22 protein-coding genes and 1 tRNA gene are annotated in these 19,197 nt (G+C 45.7%); 7 read left to right on the plus strand and 16 right to left on the minus strand.

From position 1 onward, the window contains the following. A complete protein-coding gene (locus ICN21_RS07050; protein ID WP_215296868.1) occupies window positions 1-414 on the plus strand; it encodes a biopolymer transporter ExbD in 414 nt (137 codons plus the stop codon). 14 nt (window positions 415-428) lie between these two features. On the opposite strand, the gene ICN21_RS07055 is transcribed toward ICN21_RS07050, so the two are convergent. Beyond that, window positions 429-956: a hypothetical protein gene (locus ICN21_RS07055; protein ID WP_251370067.1), complete on the minus strand. Its 528-nt coding sequence runs from the start codon at window positions 954-956 to the stop codon at window positions 429-431. A 38-nt stretch (window positions 957-994) separates the two neighbouring features. Further along, window positions 995-1,083: transfer RNA gene (locus ICN21_RS07060), tRNA-Leu, on the minus strand. A gap of 135 nt (window positions 1,084-1,218) precedes the next feature. Here ICN21_RS07060 and ICN21_RS07065 point away from each other — a divergent pair. The 4 genes from ICN21_RS07065 to purU all read left to right on the plus strand — a co-directional run bounded on the left by ICN21_RS07065 (window position 1,219) and on the right by purU (window position 5,451). Continuing rightward, window positions 1,219-3,678: a penicillin acylase family protein gene (locus ICN21_RS07065; protein WP_216177831.1), complete on the plus strand. Its 2,460-nt coding sequence runs from the start codon at window positions 1,219-1,221 to the stop codon at window positions 3,676-3,678. A 66-nt stretch (window positions 3,679-3,744) separates the two neighbouring features. Then, the gene (locus tag ICN21_RS07070; protein WP_216177833.1) at window positions 3,745-4,152 is read left to right on the plus strand and encodes a surface-adhesin E family protein; all 408 of its coding nucleotides are present in this window, start codon (window positions 3,745-3,747) and stop codon (window positions 4,150-4,152) included. Window positions 4,153-4,163: 11 nt separating this feature from the next. After that, on the plus strand, window positions 4,164-4,526 hold the full coding sequence (locus ICN21_RS07075) for a hypothetical protein (RefSeq protein ID WP_215296862.1): 363 nt from the start codon (window positions 4,164-4,166) through the stop codon (window positions 4,524-4,526). Between the two features lie 70 nt (window positions 4,527-4,596). Continuing rightward, complete coding sequence (gene purU / locus ICN21_RS07080) at window positions 4,597-5,451, plus strand: formyltetrahydrofolate deformylase (protein WP_216177835.1); 855 nt, start codon at window positions 4,597-4,599, stop codon at window positions 5,449-5,451. Here the strand turns inward: purU and soxA are convergent, their stop codons facing one another. The 11 genes from soxA to ICN21_RS07135 all read right to left on the minus strand — a co-directional run bounded on the left by soxA (window position 5,452) and on the right by ICN21_RS07135 (window position 14,502). Next, complete coding sequence (gene soxA / locus ICN21_RS07085; protein WP_216177838.1) at window positions 5,452-6,228, minus strand: sulfur oxidation c-type cytochrome SoxA; 777 nt, start codon at window positions 6,226-6,228, stop codon at window positions 5,452-5,454. Next, on the minus strand, window positions 6,225-6,554 hold the full coding sequence (locus ICN21_RS07090) for a thiosulfate oxidation carrier complex protein SoxZ (protein WP_215296856.1): 330 nt from the start codon (window positions 6,552-6,554) through the stop codon (window positions 6,225-6,227). Before ICN21_RS07090 ends, soxA begins: the two co-directional genes overlap by 4 nt. Before the next feature lie 9 nt (window positions 6,555-6,563). After that, a complete protein-coding gene (locus ICN21_RS07095) occupies window positions 6,564-7,049 on the minus strand; it encodes a SoxY-related AACIE arm protein (protein ID WP_215296855.1) in 486 nt (161 codons plus the stop codon). Beyond that, a complete protein-coding gene (soxX, locus tag ICN21_RS07100; protein ID WP_216177840.1) occupies window positions 7,046-7,489 on the minus strand; it encodes a sulfur oxidation c-type cytochrome SoxX in 444 nt (147 codons plus the stop codon). Before soxX ends, ICN21_RS07095 begins: the two co-directional genes overlap by 4 nt. A 24-nt stretch (window positions 7,490-7,513) precedes the next feature. Further along, window positions 7,514-9,730 carry a xanthine dehydrogenase family protein molybdopterin-binding subunit gene (locus ICN21_RS07105; protein ID WP_216177842.1) on the minus strand — a complete coding sequence of 739 codons (2,217 nt, stop codon included), beginning with the start codon at window positions 9,728-9,730 and terminating at the stop codon, window positions 7,514-7,516. Between the two features lie 9 nt (window positions 9,731-9,739). Beyond that, window positions 9,740-10,189 carry a (2Fe-2S)-binding protein gene (locus ICN21_RS07110; protein ID WP_216177844.1) on the minus strand — a complete coding sequence of 150 codons (450 nt, stop codon included), beginning with the start codon at window positions 10,187-10,189 and terminating at the stop codon, window positions 9,740-9,742. Window positions 10,190-10,564: 375 nt separating this feature from the next. Further along, window positions 10,565-10,879, minus strand: coding sequence for a HigA family addiction module antitoxin (locus ICN21_RS07115; protein ID WP_216177846.1), 315 nt, complete (start codon window positions 10,877-10,879; stop codon window positions 10,565-10,567). An 8-nt stretch (window positions 10,880-10,887) separates the two neighbouring features. Then, the gene (locus tag ICN21_RS07120) at window positions 10,888-11,166 is read right to left on the minus strand and encodes a type II toxin-antitoxin system RelE/ParE family toxin (protein WP_215320291.1); all 279 of its coding nucleotides are present in this window, start codon (window positions 11,164-11,166) and stop codon (window positions 10,888-10,890) included. Window positions 11,167-11,234: 68 nt separating this feature from the next. Then, window positions 11,235-12,212 (minus strand): tripartite tricarboxylate transporter substrate binding protein, encoded by a 978-nt coding sequence (locus ICN21_RS07125; RefSeq protein WP_216177847.1) that lies wholly within the window; start codon window positions 12,210-12,212, stop codon window positions 11,235-11,237. Between the two features lie 19 nt (window positions 12,213-12,231). Further along, window positions 12,232-13,107, minus strand: a complete 876-nt coding sequence (locus ICN21_RS07130) for an oxaloacetate decarboxylase (RefSeq protein ID WP_216177849.1) — start codon at window positions 13,105-13,107, stop codon at window positions 12,232-12,234. Between the two features lie 42 nt (window positions 13,108-13,149). Then, window positions 13,150-14,502 carry an aminotransferase class III-fold pyridoxal phosphate-dependent enzyme gene (locus ICN21_RS07135; protein WP_216177852.1) on the minus strand — a complete coding sequence of 451 codons (1,353 nt, stop codon included), beginning with the start codon at window positions 14,500-14,502 and terminating at the stop codon, window positions 13,150-13,152. 89 nt (window positions 14,503-14,591) lie between these two features. On the opposite strand from ICN21_RS07135, the gene ICN21_RS07140 reads away from it, so the two are divergent. Together ICN21_RS07140 and ICN21_RS07145 are read left to right on the plus strand one after the other, a co-directional pair. Then, complete coding sequence (locus ICN21_RS07140) at window positions 14,592-15,572, plus strand: tripartite tricarboxylate transporter substrate binding protein (RefSeq protein WP_215296842.1); 981 nt, start codon at window positions 14,592-14,594, stop codon at window positions 15,570-15,572. Between the two features lie 24 nt (window positions 15,573-15,596). Then, window positions 15,597-17,186: a gamma-glutamyltransferase family protein gene (locus tag ICN21_RS07145; RefSeq protein WP_216177853.1), complete on the plus strand. Its 1,590-nt coding sequence runs from the start codon at window positions 15,597-15,599 to the stop codon at window positions 17,184-17,186. Window positions 17,187-17,193: 7 nt separating this feature from the next. Here the strand turns inward: ICN21_RS07145 and ICN21_RS07150 are convergent, their stop codons facing one another. The 3 genes from ICN21_RS07150 to ICN21_RS11135 are packed head-to-tail and all read right to left on the minus strand — an operon-like array spanning window position 17,194 to window position 19,194. Beyond that, the gene (locus tag ICN21_RS07150; RefSeq protein ID WP_216177996.1) at window positions 17,194-17,514 is read right to left on the minus strand and encodes a type II toxin-antitoxin system PemK/MazF family toxin; all 321 of its coding nucleotides are present in this window, start codon (window positions 17,512-17,514) and stop codon (window positions 17,194-17,196) included. Window positions 17,515-17,519: 5 nt separating this feature from the next. After that, the gene (locus ICN21_RS07155) at window positions 17,520-17,810 is read right to left on the minus strand and encodes an AbrB/MazE/SpoVT family DNA-binding domain-containing protein (protein ID WP_216127360.1); all 291 of its coding nucleotides are present in this window, start codon (window positions 17,808-17,810) and stop codon (window positions 17,520-17,522) included. A gap of 55 nt (window positions 17,811-17,865) precedes the next feature. After that, window positions 17,866-19,194 (minus strand): ATP-dependent RecD-like DNA helicase, encoded by a 1,329-nt coding sequence (locus ICN21_RS11135; RefSeq protein WP_216177856.1) that lies wholly within the window; start codon window positions 19,192-19,194, stop codon window positions 17,866-17,868. Window positions 19,195-19,197: the final 3 nt, after the last annotated feature.

Consider the following 19,197-nt stretch of genomic DNA (forward strand, 5'->3'; position numbering starts at 1 on the left):
ATGTCTTTCCATATGTCAGACGATCAGAACGAAGACGCCATCATGGCGGAAATCAACATGACGCCGATGGTAGACGTTATGTTGGTGTTACTGATTATTTTTATCATCACCCTGCCCGTGATTCAGCAAGCAGTCAAGGTTGAACTACCCAAAGCCAATAGTGTTCGTAATGAAATCAAACCCGAGTCTGTTCAACTCAGCATTGATGCAAAGGGTCAAATCTTCTGGAATAGCACACCGATTGATTTAAAGACATTTGATGGCTATGCCGAGAAGGCAGCACAGAAAAACCCCCAACCAGAGATTAATTTACGGGCTGATAAATCCGTGAAATATGAATATGTTGCTCAAGTCCTGGCGGCTTCTCGTCGCGCCGGCCTGACTAAGCTAGGATTTGTGACTGAGCCTGATTAAACTTTGTTGCGATTCTATTTTGACTTATAGGGCATCTTAGAAGGCAAGCATGTTTCTTCGGTAATGTAAGTGCCATCGCCCATCGTCTCACCCAAGATCCCACCCTGAATTTTCTCCACCTTTTTTAACTTGCCAGTGACTGGGTCAAGCGTCATGTGTGTAGAGACCGTTCCAGCAGAGTAAGCTACGCCCATCAGATTTTCTGGCTCGAAATTGGCTTCGATCAATATAAAAATATTAGGGCGAGCTAGAGTCACACTCTTTACCACTTGCTTGCCATACGCGTCCGACTGATCTAGGTCACGATCATCTAGAAATACTCTTGCTTTTTGAGCACCGGATGCAAGAGTGATCTTCATCTCATACTCTTCTGTATATCCTTTTTCTGAACGTTTGCAATGAAATTCCAGAACATCAACACCCCATGCAGTGAAAGATGAAAAAGTCAGGCAAAAGCACAGTAGGAGTTTGAGTAAATTCATGTTGATGCTATCTATGGGTACAAAGCCAACATCTTGATCAAATTTAGGCGTGCGAAGCAAAATAGTGATTGCCCTTTGAAATAAGAACTGAAGACGATTGGTGCCCGAGGCCGGAATCGAACCGGCACGACTTTTTTGAGTCGGCAGATTTTAAATCTGCTGTGTCTACCGATTTCACCACTCGGGCTCGCACTAGCAGTCACTGCCGCGCTATATAAATCAAGACAAACGAAATTTTAGCATGTACACCCTAAATACCCTTGGGAAGCCCATATCGCTGAAGACTAAGGGCAGCCCACCCCAAAAATACTAAAATATCTAAATGAAGCCCATTGGTAATTCAACCGGACCACGTCGATTCTTACGCCCTATTCTGTGGACGCTTGGAACCGTCCTACTGATCGTTTTAGCCATCACACTCAGTTACCTTTATCTCGCACAATCGAATCCATCGGGTAAACGTGTCATTAAGAGTCTTGGGGACGGCGTGGTGATCACCTTTGATGAGGCGGATATTCCTCATATCAAAGCCAATAGTCAATCCGATGCGCTATTTGCTCTAGGATATTTGCATGCTACCGAGCGGTCGTGGCAAATGGAAATGAATCGTCGCATCGCCAGTGGTCGCCTCTCTGAAATCTTAGGTAGCGAAACTGTCAGCATTGATCGATTCATTCGCACACTTGGAGTCAAGCACGCTGCTGAACAGCAATTCGATAAATACCCAGTGACCGCAAAGCGCTTACTGCAAGCCTATGCTGATGGTGTCAATGCTGGCAATACACAACTTGGCTGGGTACTGCCAGTGGAATACTACTTAACTGGTTCCAAGCCAGGTCACTGGTCTCCAACCGATAGTGTCGCCTGGATGCTGATGATGGCCTACGATCTTGGAGGCAACTGGCATAAAGAATTACAAAGGCTCGAGCTATCTCAATTTTTGACGACTAAACAGATTTGGGAGGTCATGCCACCATTTGAAGTTGGTGAGCCTGTGACCAATATGGATTTTGCCAAGATCTATCAGGACCTCAAGGTCTTTAACCCCAAGGCTGGACCCATCAATAGTAGATCTAAAAATCTTCCAGCAACAGAGTTAAGTCATGTTGACCTAATGGGAGGGAAAGATGGTGTTGGCTCAAACAACTGGGCTCTCAGCGGCAAACTCACTGCCAGTGGCAAACCATTATTAGCAAATGACCCCCATTTAGGCTTATCAGCACCTGCCATTTGGTACTTTGCCCATCTAGACGCCCCCGGCTTGAATGTCCTGGGCGCAACCCTGCCTGGAATTCCGGCGGTAGTTTTAGGGAGGACCGATAAATTTGCTTGGAGTTTTACAAACACTAATCCCGACGTACAAGATTTGTATATTGAGCAGATCGATGAAAAAAATCCTGGCATGTATCGCGGACCTGATGGCTTGCTACCATTTAAAGTTCGTCAAGAGATTATTGATATCAAAGGTGCGCCACCCCTCCATTTCATTGTGAAAGAGACCCGTCATGGTCCAGTGATTTCTGATTCATATGCACGGGCTAAACGCGCCATTGATACCAGTCGCTATGCTCTGGCATTACGTTGGACCGCTCTCGACATTGAAAATCAATCGGTCGCTGGTTTATTGGAAATAAATCGCGCTAAAGATATAGATGCTTTTAAGCAAGCACTACGTAAAAATTATGCGCCCATGCAAAACGTAGTGATGGCGGATAGCGATGGCAATATTGCCTACCAAGCGGCTGGCATTGCTCCAAAGCGCCTATTACATCAAGGTCTATATGGCGTTGCTCCAGCCCCGGGATGGGAAAAACAGTATGACTGGAATGGCTACGTACCTTTTGAACAGTTACCCGCCAGCAATAATCCAGAACAAGGTTGGATAGCGACAGCCAATCAACGGATCATTGCCGCCAATGATCCAAACCCCTTAACAGCTGATTGGGATTTATCGGCACGTTATGACCGCATTGTAGATTTAATTAAAGCACGCAATTCGCATGATGCCGATTACATGAAAACAATGCAGGCAGATACTGTTTCTTTGGGTGCCACACCACTCTTAGAGCTATTTAAATCTAGCACGCCAACTCATCCATTGGCAGCACAAGCGTTGGAGATCTCAAAAGACTTTCATGGTGACATGCGAGTAGATAGTGCTGCCGCACTCATATTCAATGCCTGGGCTGATCAATTAACACGCAATCTCTTTTCTCGATTGAGCTATTTATTCTCTGAAAATTATGGTGAGCGCAATTATCGAGGTGCCTTAATTGCCCAAGTTCAGAACCCCAATAGCCCATGGTGTGACAATCCAAAAACAGATGCGATCGAAACCTGCCTTGAGTCTTCCAATGACGCCTTTAACAAAGCGCTTGACTATCTCAGCAATCAATATGGCAATGATCCTAAAAAATGGTCATGGGGCAAAGCGCATATTGCTATCTCAGAGCATCGCCCCTTGAGCAAAATTCCCGCTCTTGGTAAGTTATTTAATATAGAAACGCCATTTCCAGGGGACAGTAATTCAATTAACGTCGGCAGATTAGAATTATTACGCTCAAACAATCCCTATCAAACCTTGCAAGCTCCAAGCCTACGAGCCATTTACGACTTTTCTGATCTTGAAAAATCGCTATTTATCTATCAGGCAGGCCAATCTGGATGGGTCCAGAGCAAGCTGTATCGCAATATGAACCCGCTGTGGGCTAAGAATGAATACCTCCCTTTGCAAATGAAACCTGAAACCAGTAAACGCACGCTGGAGCTCAACAATAAGTAATTGCATAAGTCATGAGGCGTATAAAATATTCCAAAGCACCTGAAAGCTCTTTTTGAAAGACATCCAATGAAAAAAATTCTACTTGCTAGCATCTCCGCTTCAACCCTCCTATGTGCTCATAGCAATGCCAATGCTGCATGGAAAGAATTGGGTGCAAATGAATTAATGGTGGTGTATGTAGATCTGGAAACTGTTCAGACTCAGGGTGAAAAAACACAAATCCTGTCGATGTTAGATTTCAAGAAGCCTGGCGTTAATCCAAACAATAAGCAACCCGTCAGTTCCATCATTGGTCTGAATGAATATGACTGTCCTACGGTGAGTTATCGCCCAATCGCTTTTAAAGAATTTTCTGGTAGCAAAGGGACGGGTAAAGTGGTATCCGATAACAATACGCCCGATAGCAAGTTTGAGCCCGTATTAAGTGAAACTTGGACGGCAGGCGTATTTAATTCTGTGTGTAAGGCAAAGTAACCCTTTCTTGAATGTCATCACAGCCCTGGATTTGGATTTGTTTATCTCTTAATCTTGCTTTACTGCAAGGATGTGCGGCTCCCTTAGCTGCTCTCGGTAGTACCGGAACTGCCGCAGCTAGTTCAGCAGGTGGTGCAGTAACAAGTGCTGCAGTAGCAAACCCAGTAACGGCAACCAGTATTGCCTCAACCGCTACTACCGGTAAATCCCCTTTAGAACATGCTGCCTCTGCAGCCACTAAAAAAGAATGTAACTTTATGAATATAGTAGGACCTAAGCCCATCTGTGAAGAGGTAGTTCTGCCCAAGATTATTGATAACAGTAGTCCGCTACTGGGTCCCCAAGAAAAGATTAAAGAGACTGCCAAACAGTAATCGCATTATCTGAATACCGGCCATCACAGACTAAAATAGTGGTTTACCAGCAATATGAATGATTTAAGTAATGACTATAGAAAACTATTACCTCACCCTTACCTGCCCTAATAAACCTGGCATCGTAGCCGCAGTTTCAACTTATATCTTTCAGGCAGGTGGTGATATTGAGGAAGCCCAGCAATTTGACGATAAGGCTTCCAAACGATTTTTTATGCGCGTGAGCTTTAGCTGCCCAACTGATGGTAATACCTTGTGCTCTGGTTTTGTGGAGATTGCAAAACGTTTTGAGCTCACCTGGAATCTGCGCGCGGTGAAAGACTTGAAGCGGGTATTGATCATGGCCTCTAAATTGGATCACTGCCTAGTTGATCTGCTGTATCGCTGGCGCATTGGTGAATTACCAATGATCATCTGCGGCATTGTCTCTAATCATCCTCAAGAGGTTTATGCCAGCATTGATTTTGCAGACATTCCTTTTCATCACTTGCCAGTAACGCCAGAAACTAAGCCAGCGCAAGAAACCAAGCTTTTAGAAATCATGGCTGACTCTAAAGTAGATATGGTCATTTTGGCGCGCTATATGCAAATCTTGTCGGATGACTTGTCTACCAAATTATCAGGACGTTGCATTAACGTACACCACTCATTCCTGCCTAGCTTTAAGGGAGCTAAGCCCTATCATCAAGCCCATGCCCGCGGTATTAAGTTGATTGGGGCGACCTCGCATTTTGTTACGAGCGATTTAGATGAGGGTCCAATTATTGAACAAGACGTGACTCGCGTTACTCATGGCGATACGCCAGATGATTTAGTACGCAAAGGACGTGATTTAGAGCGCACAGTTCTCTCACGCGCTCTGCGCTATTACTTGCACGATCGGGTTTTAATTAACGGCACTACTTCTGTCGTTTTCTCTGACTAATTAAGGTCTGACCCCTGGGGACTCCATAGGGAGCCCGCGCGCGCGCCACATCAGGAATAATTCGAGTTGAGCCATTTCTGGCGAGCCATATTCGTATTGCTGCGCCCTCACACCGCTCATGCAGTTTCGTAAGCGACGCTGAAGTGAACCCAAGGTTTGCCACTCCAGGCGATAGATGGGATAAGCGTTCGGATGACCTTGGGGAATAAAACTACCGCCCAATTTCAAGCCAGCTCTCTCTTCATGACATTGGGCGCAGGACAAATTTAACTGACCCATTCTCTCGTAAAAAGATTGACGCCCTTTTTGCATGGCTGCTTTATTTTCAGGTGTTTCTCTAACAGCAATCGGCATTCCTTTGGATTGATTTGCAATCAAGGCTGTTAACGATAGAAGCTCCTTACTGTCATAGGGAAGTACTGGAGCACCCTGCGCACCAACTCTACATTGATTGATTTGACCCTCGAGCGTCTGCAATCGTCCTTTGATCATTTTCGGGAATGCTGTTGCAACGCCACGCATTGATTTCTGGACATTCCCATGACAACTAGCACAAGATTTGTTGTTTTGAGCAGAAGGTTTATTCCATAGAGCTTCGCCATCACCCACCCAAAACATCGCTGGATTTAAACTAGGATCATCCTGCATAGCCTTATTTTCAGCAGACATGAGCTCATAGCTTGACTGTAGTTTTTGCTTTCCAGCATCCGTTGCTGCAAAAACAATCGGTGCACTAAAGATTAAACAGCCAGTGAATAGAAGCTGCCACTGCTTCATGTAACAGTGAGATTCGCTTGATTTACCGCCTCATATCCATCATCACCAGTCCACTTAAATTCTAGAGTACCTGTTTCCGTAGCAAGCGTAGTGAAAATAATTAATGGGTTAGCGCCGATGCCAGAATAAAAATCTGCTTTGAAGACTTCGACATTGTTATAGGTGCAGGTAAAGACACGAATGATGTCACGTGGAATTAATTTACCACCTTCTGTATAACGAAAGCCTGATTCCATGTCGTGCTGGGCAATCGCCCGGATCTCAATGATTGAGCCTTTCTTAGCGCTCGATGGCATAGAGATGGATGTACGGGAAGTTTTACTCATAATCTTTCCTCATACCATTTCAGTACATGCAGAGAGAGTAACTAAGGTCTCAGCCTGCCCTTGATAAAAACTTCCATTACTCATCTGCGCAATCGCTCTGACAATTTGACTATCTGCTAGACGCACACGAGTCGTAATATTGGCAGAACCTGAACGGGGTGTTAAGTAGACAGTGAAGATATTGGGCAATGGATTACCTTCAGCGATGACATGAATTGCCTTTACGTAATCATTGGGCGTCATGGGGCTCTCAACACTCACCTTGAGTACCACCAAGTTACCGTTCTCAACGAGCGGGGGAATAACCAAGTTCACTTTTCCATTGATTACTGGCTTGCCACCCGTAATCTCTGTAATCGCCTTCGTTGCATCTTCAGGTTTAGCAAATACAGTGAAGGGACTAAACCAAGCGCCGAGAGTTAAAAAAGCAAGCTTTTGGATTTTCTTAAGCCAAGCACGCCGACTCTTTTGAACGATGAAATCTTTACGCATCATTGGACAGTGGTATTTAAGGTCAGTAAAAAGGCCACAACATCCTCAATCTCTTGTCCATTGAGGATAGTCTGACCTGCAAATTTCGGAGCTACTCGATTTAAATGATCGGTACGGTAATACGCTGGCATGATGGTCTTGGAATTAAAGTAACTTGCATCCACAATTCTGGCTCTCAGTTGAGGTGCTGTATATCGAGCAACGCTGCTACCGAGTTCAGGGGCTAAATTACCCTGAAAGCGCTCCTCTGGAAAGGGCCCACTATGACATAAGAGGCACAAACCCGATTGACGACTCGCCACAATAGCGCGTCCCCGCATCGAATCCCCTGGTGTTGAAGTGAGTGGCTCAGCAATGACGCCATTCACAATCGTTTGCGCTACTACCCAATGGGAATTGAGGGCGACTAGCAACAGTATTGCTAGTGCGCACCTCTTTCTCATAAACGTCGAGTCACTGAACTCAAATTAGACCAACTTAATACCGCTGTTTTTCAATGGCACAGTGCGCAAACGTTTGCCGGTAGCGCGGTAGAACGCATTGAGTACTGCTGGTGCTGCAACGGCAATCGTAGGCTCGCCCACTCCACCCCAGTCCTTACCACCACCTTGAATAACAATGGTTTCAACAGGGGGCATTTGCGCAAGACGGATAGAACCAAAGGTATCAAAATTCTTCTGCACTACTGCACCTTTTTCAATCGTGATCTCTTCTTCGAACAAGGCAGAAAGGCCATATACAAATGAACCGGAAACCTGACGACTTACCTGAGCAGGATTGACAATATAGCCTGGATCAGTAGCAGCAACAATGCGATGAATCTTCACCTCGTTACCATTTTTTACAGAGAGTTCACACGCAGCAGCAACATAACTACCGAAGGAGCGCATCTGCGCAACCCCACGATATACGCCTGGTGCAGCAGGTTTAGTCCAGCCAATGCCATCTGCAACCGCATTCAGTACAGCCACCGCGCGCGGGAACTCTTTCATATGCTTACGGCGGAACTCTACAGCATCCATGCCAGTAGCTTCAGCTAACTCATCCATAAATGTTTCAATAAAGACAGCATTTTGGTTAACGTTCACACCACGCCAAAATCCTGGAGGCACATGCGTATTCCGCATAGCGTGATCAATATTGAGATTAGGGAAGCTATACGTAATGCCATGCTCACCAGTGGGCTCAACACCTTGGAATGCCAAAGGATCTTTACCTTTATTTGCAGCCACCACCGCAGGACGTACTGCAGCCAAAATCGACTGACCAGATAAACGCATATTCAAGCCGGTGACATTTTTCTTGTCATCAATGGCTGCGGACATCTTGCACATCATCACAGGATGGTAACGACCTTGCGTCATATCCTCGTCGCGAGTCCAGATCAACTTAATAGGTGTGCCAGGCATTTGCTTGGCAATATTGACGGCCTGAGTGGTGTAATCCTGGAATGCACCGCGACGACCAAAGCCACCACCTAAGTTCACCTTGTACACATTGCATTTCTCACTAGGTAAACCAGAGGCTGCAATAACTGCTGCTAATGATGCCTCACCGTCTTGAGTGGGTACCCATGCTTCGCAAGAGTCTGCAGTCCACTTAGCAGTAGCCGTTTGTGGCTCTAGAGTGGCATGATTCAAGAACGGATAGAAATAAGTGGCTTCGATTTTTTTAGATGCGCTAGAAAAAGCTGCGTTGACATCACCATTGCTGTTGTGAACAAAGGCGTCATCCGCATTCAGACCGTCTTCAAGCATCTTCTTAATAGAGGCACTTGAAACATTACCATTAGCGCCGTTATCCCAAACGATATTCACTTGATCTAAGGCAGTCTTAGCCTGCCAGAAAGTTTCTGCTACAACCGCAACAGCAGAGTCACCAACCTGAACCACTTTTTTAACACCCTTCATACTCTGTGCTTTAGCGGCGTCGTAGCTTTTGACCTTACCACCAAACACAGGTGATTCTTTAATGTTGGCAACCAACATGCCAGGCATCTTCAAGTCGATGGCATAAACCTGACGGCCAGTCACCTTATCGGCTGTTCCATCAATACGATTAACTGATTTGCCAATGAGCTTCCACTCTTTAGGATCCTTCAATGGAACTTCAGTAGGTACAGGTAATTGCGATGCCGCAACAGAAACTTTACCGAAAGTGATCTTACGGCCAGAAGGAGTATGCGTAATCACGCTATTGGCTGCTACGCACTCTGTTACTGGCACGTTCCACTGATTGGCCGCCGCCTGAATCAGCATCATGCGTGCCGCTGCACCGCCTTTACGAACGTACTGTTCAGAGGTGCGAATACCGCGGCTACCACCGGTGGAGTAACTACCCCATACTTTGTTTCGTTTTAGATTTTCAGCTGGAGATGGGTAGTCATATGACACTTTTTTCCAATCGCACTCGAGTTCTTCAGCGACCATTTGTGCCAAACCAGTAATCGTGCCCTGACCCATTTCTGAGCGAACAATACGGACGATCACATCATCGTTCGGCTTCACCACAACCCAAACACCAATCTCAGGGTTGGCCAGCGGTGCCATAGCGGTAGTACCTGTTCCTACAGCAGCATTAGCCGAAGACATCAATGCCAGATCAAAACCAATTGCAAGACCTGTTGCAATTGCACTAGAGCCAACCACAAAGTGGCGGCGGGAGGTATTAATAGTAGTAGTCATGATGCCTCCTTAAGCCTTGCTAGCAGCATGAATCGCTGCACGCACTTGTTGGAATGTGCCACAACGGCAGATATTGGTAATCGACTCATCGATTTGCGCATCCGTTGGCTTGGGGTTGTTACGTAACAAAGCAGTAGTTGCCATGACCATGCCGGACTGGCAGTAGCCACACTGTGGCACTTGGTTATCAACCCATGCTTTTTGTACTTTTGAAAGCAGACCACTCTTTTCTAGGCTCTCAATGGTCTCAATTTTTTTGCCAAAGGCTGCAGAAACAGGGAGTGAGCAACTACGTAAAGCTTGACCTTCAAATAGGACAGTACAAGCGCCGCAAACACCGATACCGCATCCATACTTAGTACCAGTGAGTCCAACTTGCTCACGGATGGCCCACAGCAATGGGGTATCTGGATCTACATCTACTTTGTACTTCTTACCATTGACATTTAACTCAGCCATGAGCGGTCTCCTATTAGTGTTAGATCGCAGGAAATTTTCTTTTCAGAATAAGTCCTCTGTTTTTTATACCCTACTTATGTTGTGCTTATATTAAACAAGAATCGATATATTGCGATGCAACATAAAATCAAGGCTGAAGATGAGAGGATGATTTAAGGTCTTGTCCAGATCAACCTATTTCAAGACCTTGTTTATTTTGAATGCATTGGGGATGAAAGCTTAGTGGCAAAGCGGTTTTGACATCGGGATCGGCGTCTCTCGTGCATATAGTATTCAACCAAATTCAGAAACCTATGCAAACCTGACAATGGGAATAAACGGTGTCATTATCGCTGTTGCAATCCCGACGGTTTATTACTTATTTAAACAGTGAGTCTAATTAACATGTAATAAAGGAATTCGGGCATGTTTTACTTTGGGCTTGATAGTCTTTCTTGCTCTCCATAAGTCATAAGCAGATTGTTGAGCTAACCAAACGCTGGCGCTACCGCCATTCTCAACACCTAACCAAGCCTCAATACGTAAAGCCATCTCTGGGGATATTGCGGCTCTACCATTCAATACACGTGATAAGGCAGGACGAGTCACCCCTAACTGCTCTGCTGCAGCTGTAACAGTCAACTCAAGAGCAGGCAAGATATCATCTCGTAATGTGAGCCCTGGATGAGGTGGGTTGTGCATTTTTCTCATTTTTATCATCAATGGTAATCCTGATAATTCACCAGTATTGCATCTTCTCCTTCAAATCTAAATGTGATTCGCCAATTCCCACTAACAACAATTGAGTAATGGCCCACAGACTTTCCCTGAAGAGAATGAAGGCGCCAGCCAGGTAAATTCATATCCTCCCAGGTTCTTGACTCATTCAATCTTGCAAGCTGTCTAGCTAAACGTGACGCATGCGAACTTTGGATGCCAGCCCTACTGCCCGTTTCAAAAAATAGCTGCAACCCTTTGTGGCGGAACGATTTGATCATACCATATTGTATAGCATAACGTTACACTATTAAATAGCAATATATGCACACAAAACAACAATGGTTAATTATTCAGACTTGATTTGAGCGGCTCTCACAATTGGTGCAAAGCGAATTAAATCACCCTTAATTTGCTCACCAAATTTCTCGGGAGTACCAGGAGATGGAAAGATACCCATCGATAGAAGCTTGGCTTTACCTTCTGGTGAATTCAATATCTCATTTAATGCTTGGTTCAATTTGGCAATGATTGGCTTAGGCGTTTTTGCTGGAGCCAGTAAACCCACCCAATCATCAATCACAAAGTCTTTCACGCCACTCTCGATAAAAGTAGGCACGTCGGGCATGCTGGGACTTCTCTTTGCGCTAGAGACTGCAATCGCTTTAATACGCCCTGTCGCTACATATTGATTTGCTCCCGCAACTGCTGTGTAGACCAAAGGAATATTGCCACCCAATAAATCTAATAAAGCTTGACCCCCCCCTTTGTAAGGGACATGAACTAAATTGGCGCCAGTCTTTTGCTTAAATAGCTCGCCAGCAATATGGGGTGTACCACCTGATCCTGAGGTCCCATAGGAAAGGCCGTTGGGGTCCTTTTTAGAGATGGCAATGACATCGGCCAAAGTTTTACCTTGAAAATCATTGTTAGCGACCACGATCAAAATAGCATCACCAATTTTTCCAATTGGCGCAAAGTCTTTGACGCTATCAAAAGGGACCTTATCAAAGAGCGAGGGATTAATCGACAACGTACCGGCATATCCCAACAACAAGGTGTAACCATCAGGCTCGGCGGATGCAACCATTTGTGAGCCGATATTTCCAGAGGCGCCTGGCTTGTTATCCGCAATCACTTGCTGGCCTAGCTTTAATGAAAGTTGCTCAGCAATAAAACGGCCCGAGGTATCGGTGACACCGCCCGGAGTAAAGGGAATGATTAAGCGTATCGGGCGATTGGGGTAATTCGATTGAGCAAAGCTAGCAGTCGAAACGAGTACTGTAAGTAAAAAAATAGCTGATGATAGGTAACGATGCAATTTCATGCTGACCCTTTATTGAGTTTTACTTCGTTTCTACAAAACATTTTTCGAATTCCCAAACGTCCTCAAAGCCCATTAACTTTGATAAATCTCCAAAGTCATATAAATCTACTGGATTATTGATAGATGATCCTGAGTCTTTAAAGTGCTCATAAACCTGGGTCATTGCTTGCACAGAAGCGAGCAAAGCAGTGACTGGAAAGATAGCAATCTTGTAGCCTAATTGCTCTAATTCCGCTTTAGACAAAACGGGTGTTCTACCCTTTTCCACCATATTCGCAATCAAAGGATGGTTAGGGAAAGTTTTCCCTATCTGTTGCATTTCTTCTTGGGTCTCAGGAGATTCAATAAATAAGATATCAGCACCAGCACGTGCATAAGCCTCGCCACGTCTTAGCGCCTCATCCAATCCGAGGGTAGTTCTTGCGTCCGTCCTGGCAATAATTTTGAAATGGGGGTCAGTGCGCGTTGCGACTGCAACCTCGATCTTCTTTACCATGTCGTCTAACGGAATGACTCGACGACCAGGCGTATGTCCACATTTCTTAGGAAATTCTTGATCTTCAAGTTGAATAGCAACTGCGCCCGCAGCTTCATATCCACGAATGGTGTGACGCACATTGAGTAATCCACCGTAACCAGTATCGCCATCCGCGATTAAGGGAGTCTTTGCCATACCAGCCATTGCAGTGACTCGACCAACCATCTCGGTGTAGGTTGCCAAGCCAGCATCTGGCAAACCCAATAATGAGGCAACGGTGCCATAACCTGTCATGTAGAGAGCGTCAAAGTTCATGCGATCAGCAAGCCGCAATGAAACCATCTCATAAACTCCAGGTGCAACAATTAAGCCTGGTTTGCTTAATCGCTCATTAAATAAAGCTCTTTGCGTAGTCATGTATCTCCCGATTGCTATATTGGTCTCATTGCCAATTGATTGTTAAGCATTGATCTTCATGGCAGCATCAACTGCATCACCCAATACACTACACAAGAACTCCACTTCTTTAGGCTCTGATATGAATGGGGGGCCTACTGCAATAACGTCTCCTGCAACGCGCACTAAGGCGCCTCTTTCAATACAGGCTTCCAGGACTTTAAGAGCGCGCAGTCCGGGCTTGCCTGGGATGGGGTCTAGCTCTACTGCGCCAGATAAACCAAAGTTACGAATATCGAGCAACCCTGTTTTGCCTTTCATAGCATGTAGGCTATTTTCCAAAATGGGTTCCAATGCTTTTGCGCGATTGACTAAATCATCTGATTCAAAAATATCCAGCACTGCATGACCAGCAGCAGTTGGAATGGGGTGCCCTGAATAGGTATAGCCATGGAAAAATTCAATCGCTTGATCTTGTCCACCAGCGGCAATAATGCTGTCATAGATATCACCGCGGACAATCACACCACCCAATGGAATCACACCATTCGTAATGGCTTTGGCAAAGGTAATCATGTCAGGGACTACGCCAAATCGATCAGCGCCAAAATTAGCACCTAGACGGCCAAAGCCAGTAATGACCTCGTCAAAGATCAACAAGATGCCATGCTTAGTACAGATCTCTCGGATTTTTTGTAGGTAGCCTGCTGGGGGAACGATCACACCAGTAGATCCTTGCACCGGCTCAAGAATGACGGCAGCAATCGTATTGGCATCCTGCAAAGCTACGATCTTTTCTAATTCATCTGCGAGGTGCGCGCCCCAAGTGGGCTGACCTTTTGAAAAAGCCATTTGTGAGAGATTGAGGGTGTGTGGCAAATGATCGACACCGGGCATCATCATGCTCGCAAACATTTTGCGATTCGATACCATCCCACCAACAGAGATGCCACCGATACCAACACCGTGATAGGCACGATCACGACCGATCATCCGAATGCGTGAGGCATTTCCCATCACCCGGTGATAGCCAACCGCAATTTTGAGTGCAGTGTCTACTGCCTCAGAACCGGAGTTCGTAAAAAAAACTTTATCTAAGCCGGCTGGTGCCATTTTGGCAATGCGAGTGGCCAGACTAAAAGTAGCCTCACTTGCCATCTGAAAAGCTGGGCAATAGTCCATGGTTTCATATTGTTTGGAGATCGCTGCACCAATACGTGGATCAGCATGCCCCAAGGGGGAGCACCACAACCCAGAAAGGCCATCAAACAGCTTTCGCCCATGGTCGTCATAGTAGTAAGCTCCCTTGGCAGACTGCATGATCTTGGGATGCTGATGAAAATAGCGATTCGGTGTAAATGGCAGCCAGTAAGCTGACATATCTACACCATTTACAGTTTGATTTGCTGCTGTCATGAGCGTCTCTTAGAGTCTGGTTGAAACATTATTTGAATATCCCATACTATATTACCCATTAACACCATAGACTCCTTACGGACCATGAAATGACTATCTTTAAATCCCTTCTGTTGATCAGTTGTACCCTGCTTGGCTTTCTCAGCTCTGCTTTCGCGGCTCCAGAGACCGATTGGCCTAAAAAACCGATCGTCGCTATCCTCGCTTTTCCAGCTGGCGGCTCTACAGACATCTTTGCACGCAGCGTAACCGCCCCCTTAGCTGAAGCGCTTGGCCAATCTATCGTAGTAGAAAACAAACCTGGTGCTGGTGGCATGATTGGCTTACAAGCCGCCTCGAAAGCAGTGCCAGATGGCTACACGATTCACATTAGCGCTCTCACCAACCAATCGATTTCTTCGGCGCTATTTAAAAACCCACCCGCTGATTTACAAAAGGATTTTGTACCAGTAGCTTTGATTGGAACGGTGCCTCACTTAATTGTGATCAATCCAAGTGTTCCTGCAAAAAATCTGCCTGAGTTAATTGCCTACATTAAATCCAAGAAGGGTGACTTCAATTACGCCTCACAAGGTAATGGCAGCCTCTCCCATTTAGAGTCCACTTTGTTTATGCAACGCATTGGCGCTACGGGCACCCATATTCCATATAAAGGCAGCAGCTTTGCTCTGCCCGACTTGATTGCTGGTAACACACTCATGATGTTTGACAGTGTCACGGCTTCTTTGCCCCATATTCAGAGTGGCAAACTGCGCCCAATTGCCATTGCTGCTGCAGAGCGCTCACCATTGATGCCCAATGTCCCAACACTAGGGCAAGACGGTATGAAGCAATTTGACGTGGAAAATTTCTATGCTGTTTATGTTCCGAAAGGAACGTCCCCAGCCATTGTTGCCAAGCTAGAAAGAGAGATTCGCAAGATTCTGACTAACCCTGACTTTAAGGCGCGTATGGCGGCACAAGGTATTCATCCAGAGTTTGCTAACTCAGAAAAACTTGCTGAAATTACCGCCAACGAAGCGAACAAGTGGGGGAAAGTAGTAAAGTCAGCCAATATCAAAGTTGATTGACCTTTTATTCTGACTACTAAATCCATGCTTATTTCTCCTCCTTTTGGTGGCGGCCGCGCCCCTGTTCTCGCCAGAAATACTGTTGCAAGCTCTCAGCCCTTAGCCACTCAAGCAGGTATTGAGGCGCTACAAAATGGCGGCAACGCCGTTGATGCCGCTCTAGCAACTGCCATTACGCTAACCGTTGTTGAGCCTACTATGAACGGTCTTGGTGGTGACAGCTTCGCAATTTTGTGGGATGGTACGAAAATTCATGGCCTCAATGCTTCAGGTCGTGCGCCTGCAGCATGGACTCCGGAATATTTTGCAGGTAAGACTGCGATGGATCTCATTGGCTGGAATACGGTCACTGTGCCAGGCATGGTCGCTGGCTGGATTGAACTCTCCAGAAAATTTGGCAAGCTCCCCTTTGCACAATTATTTAAGCGCGCCATTAATTACGCAGAAAATGGTTTTCCGGTTTCTCCAGTAATCGCGCGTCAATGGCGCGAAGCCATTCCGATTCTGAAAAATCAACCGGGATTTAGTGAATCATTTTTAATCGATGGTAAAGCACCTGCAGCAGGACAAATTTGGAAATACCCCGCTCAAGCAAAAACCTTAAAAGACATTGCCGCTACCGAAGGTGAATCTTTTTATAAAGGTCCTCTCGCCCAAAGCATGGTCGGTTTTGCTAAGGCAACCGGCGGATGCTTTTCCATGCAAGACTTTGCTGATAACCGGCCAGAATGGGTTGAGCCCCTCGCCTTTGATTATGGTGACTACACGCTCTTAGAAATTCCCCCAAATGGTTCTGGCATTGCCGCACAAATGGCTTTAGGAATTTTGCATGCTGCCAATGTCAAGCAATATCCTGCCAATTCAGCGCAACGTATTCATCTACAGATTGAAGCTATGCGCCTGGCATTTGCCGATGCTTATGCCTATGTATCAGATGCACGCTCGATGGAGGTGCCGGTATCTAGCTTATTAGATAAAGATTACCTCGCAAGCCGTGCCGCCATGATCGATCACACTAAAGCTGGTAGTTATGGTGCTGGTGACCCGCATTCTGGAGGCACCGTCTATCTTTGCGCTGCTGATGAATCGGGCATGATGATTTCTTATATTCAGTCGAACTTCAAAGGCTTTGGTTCTGGTGTTGTTGCTCCTGGTGGCATTGCCTTTCATAATCGCGGTATGAGCTTTAGCTTGGTTGCTGGTCACCCCAATCAAGTGGCACCTGGTAAGCGCCCTTTCCATACGATCTTGCCCGCATTCCTCACCAAGGCTGGTAAACCTAGCATGGCATTTGGGGTGATGGGTGGCAATATGCAACCACAAGGTCATATTCAATTTGTCATGCGCTTTGTCGATGAATATCTCAATCCCCAAGCTTGTTCTGATGCTCCACGATGGCGTATAGATGACTTAGGAAAACTCACTGTTGAAGCATCCATGCCTCAAAGCATAGTAGATGGACTAATCGCAATAGGTCATGAAGTTGCTATACAGCCCGCTAATAGTTTGGACTTTGGGAGCGCTCAAGCGATTGCGAAGTTAAGTGAAGAGACTGACTCTGTCTATATTGCTGGTAGCGACCACCGCCGAGATGGATTGGCGGCTGGGTTTTAAGTTCTCGCTAAATCGCAAAAGCCTCTTGCAGTACGCCAAGACTAGTAGTTAAGGTTTTGGGATTAGCCTTCCCCACCTTTTTGACTAAGCGTGCTTTATCAACAGCTCTAATTTGATCCAAAAGAATAAGACCCTTCTTGCCATCATGCGTAATAGGCACTCGAAATCCTGCCGCCCTGCCCTTGCTTGTTATGGGAGCAATAATGACTGTTCGCAAATGGTCATTTAACTCTTGGGGTGACACCACGATACATGGGCGTGTTTTTTTAATTTCACTCCCAATTGTTGGTTCTAAATTGATAAGCCAAATTTCTCCACGAGAAACAATACTTCTTACCAAACCCAATCTCCATCTTCATCATTAGAAAAATCTCCAAGCACTAATTTATCCTCGCCAGATTTTGCAAGACTTTGCGCATCCTGAGACCAATTTTCTCTCACGGTATTTTTTGGCTTGCTTAGAATGATTTTTTCTCCATCGACCGACATCTCAACGAGCTCCTGTATTCCAGATTGCTCAAGAATAATCTTTGGAATGACCACGCCTTTAGAGTTGCCAATAGCCCTAATAGCCACCTGTAGTGGTACTCTGGTTGCAACATTAGATTTATAGCTTTTATTCATAGTAATAACAATGTTATTACATAAATCGAAAGAGGTCAAATAAGAGCGAATACCCCTATTTAGAGGGCAAGCAGTTCATATAAAACCGTTTGATCTCTTGATCACAGCTGACGTCTCTGGGCTCAATCGGTCTTTGCAGAGAAATCCCTTCAATCGTTTTACAGCGACTGAGTGCTACGTAGACCTGCCCTGATGCAAAGGCGCCAGAAGATAAGTCCACCTTCACCTTATCAAGCGTCTTACCCTGGCTTTTATGAATAGTGACTGCCCAAGCGAGCATTAAGGGAATCTGTACATAGGTACCAATAATGCTGGGAGAGATCTTGCCAGACATCATGTCATGATCGTAGCGATATGATTCCCATTGATGACCAGTAACTTCAACCGTATTGGAATATGGACCGTTTTTAACCATCACCTTGACTTTATCGGCAAGCAATTCTCTAACAACCCCAATCGTGCCATTCACCCAACGCTTCGGAAAACCTGGGTCAGTTGCAGTGAACATCACCTTAGCGCCTACCTTTAGCGCTAGGTTATTTGCTGAAGGTAAGTTACGCTCATCAACATTAAACTTGCCGGTCGTTTTACCGGCATACACCTTAATATCTGAATCAATGGCACGCAATCCTGCTCCATTGATTTGATCTGCTCTTGCATTGGTGGTAGTCAGTGTGATCGTTTCTTCATCTACTGCTGGATTTGCTCGATAACACTGAGCATTGAGCGTATCGATGGCTTCATCGACATCTTGATTAATGCGGATGCGATTCAGGAGGCTGGCAAAGTGCTCATCTTTTTGACGAAAGATCTTCGACAATTCCACCATAGTGACTTCTTTACGATGCAGAGCCATTGCGCAAAAGAAATAAGGCCCCTCGTAGCCACGATCAGCCAGGACTTGCATATCACCGCTCGATACGACTGGCGGCAATTGAAATAAGTCCCCGACAAACATCACCTGAATACCCCCAAAAGGTTTGCCTTTTTGTGGACCGTTCTCACGTAAGAACAAGTCCATCGCATCGACCACATCGGCGCGTACCATTGAAATCTCATCAATAATGAGTAAGCGGATATCTTTATAAAGACGCTTATCACGCAATGGCTTGATATCTTCTTCCGGAAAAATTAAACGGGGTGGTAAACGAAAGAAGGAATGAATCGTCACTCCTTTTACCTGGAGTGCTGCAACGCCTGTTGGCGCCACCACGACAACGTTGCCAGAAATCGTTTCTCGGAGGTAACCAATCAGAGTTGTCTTACCAGTGCCGGCCTTACCGCTGACAAAGATATAAGGATCATGACGCTCAATGGCCTCTATTACCGCCTCGTAATCGGGGGTAACTTCAATTTCGGATGAATCTACTACAGGACTAGTCATCCC

The sequence above is a fragment of the Polynucleobacter sp. AP-Feld-500C-C5 genome (assembly GCF_018882265.1).
Lineage (GTDB): Bacteria > Pseudomonadota > Gammaproteobacteria > Burkholderiales > Burkholderiaceae > Polynucleobacter.

Excerpts from the sequence above, each read along its gene's own strand:
- purU (WP_216177835.1), top strand. The coding sequence starts at position 4,597 with ATGACTATAGAAAACTATTACCTCACCCTTACCTGCCCTAATAAACCT.
- ICN21_RS07095 (WP_215296855.1), bottom strand. The coding sequence starts at position 7,049 with ATGATGCGTAAAGATTTCATCGTTCAAAAGAGTCGGCGTGCTTGGCTT.
- ICN21_RS07120 (WP_215320291.1), bottom strand. The coding sequence starts at position 11,166 with ATGATCAAATCGTTCCGCCACAAAGGGTTGCAGCTATTTTTTGAAACG.
- ICN21_RS07130 (WP_216177849.1), bottom strand. The coding sequence starts at position 13,107 with ATGACTACGCAAAGAGCTTTATTTAATGAGCGATTAAGCAAACCAGGC.
- soxX (WP_216177840.1), bottom strand. The coding sequence starts at position 7,489 with ATGAGAAAGAGGTGCGCACTAGCAATACTGTTGCTAGTCGCCCTCAAT.
- ICN21_RS07145 (WP_216177853.1), top strand. The coding sequence starts at position 15,597 with ATGCTTATTTCTCCTCCTTTTGGTGGCGGCCGCGCCCCTGTTCTCGCC.
- ICN21_RS07065 (WP_216177831.1), top strand. The coding sequence starts at position 1,219 with ATGAAGCCCATTGGTAATTCAACCGGACCACGTCGATTCTTACGCCCT.
- ICN21_RS07110 (WP_216177844.1), bottom strand. The coding sequence starts at position 10,189 with ATGGCTGAGTTAAATGTCAATGGTAAGAAGTACAAAGTAGATGTAGAT.
- ICN21_RS07125 (WP_216177847.1), bottom strand. The coding sequence starts at position 12,212 with ATGAAATTGCATCGTTACCTATCATCAGCTATTTTTTTACTTACAGTA.
- ICN21_RS07140 (WP_215296842.1), top strand. The coding sequence starts at position 14,592 with ATGACTATCTTTAAATCCCTTCTGTTGATCAGTTGTACCCTGCTTGGC.
- ICN21_RS07090 (WP_215296856.1), bottom strand. The coding sequence starts at position 6,554 with ATGAGTAAAACTTCCCGTACATCCATCTCTATGCCATCGAGCGCTAAG.
- ICN21_RS07155 (WP_216127360.1), bottom strand. The coding sequence starts at position 17,810 with ATGAATAAAAGCTATAAATCTAATGTTGCAACCAGAGTACCACTACAG.
- soxA (WP_216177838.1), bottom strand. The coding sequence starts at position 6,228 with ATGAAGCAGTGGCAGCTTCTATTCACTGGCTGTTTAATCTTTAGTGCA.
- ICN21_RS07115 (WP_216177846.1), bottom strand. The coding sequence starts at position 10,879 with ATGAGAAAAATGCACAACCCACCTCATCCAGGGCTCACATTACGAGAT.
- ICN21_RS11135 (WP_216177856.1), bottom strand. The coding sequence starts at position 19,194 with ATGACTAGTCCTGTAGTAGATTCATCCGAAATTGAAGTTACCCCCGAT.
- ICN21_RS07050 (WP_215296868.1), top strand. The coding sequence starts at position 1 with ATGTCTTTCCATATGTCAGACGATCAGAACGAAGACGCCATCATGGCG.
- ICN21_RS07135 (WP_216177852.1), bottom strand. The coding sequence starts at position 14,502 with ATGACAGCAGCAAATCAAACTGTAAATGGTGTAGATATGTCAGCTTAC.
- ICN21_RS07075 (WP_215296862.1), top strand. The coding sequence starts at position 4,164 with ATGTCATCACAGCCCTGGATTTGGATTTGTTTATCTCTTAATCTTGCT.
- ICN21_RS07070 (WP_216177833.1), top strand. The coding sequence starts at position 3,745 with ATGAAAAAAATTCTACTTGCTAGCATCTCCGCTTCAACCCTCCTATGT.
- ICN21_RS07105 (WP_216177842.1), bottom strand. The coding sequence starts at position 9,730 with ATGACTACTACTATTAATACCTCCCGCCGCCACTTTGTGGTTGGCTCT.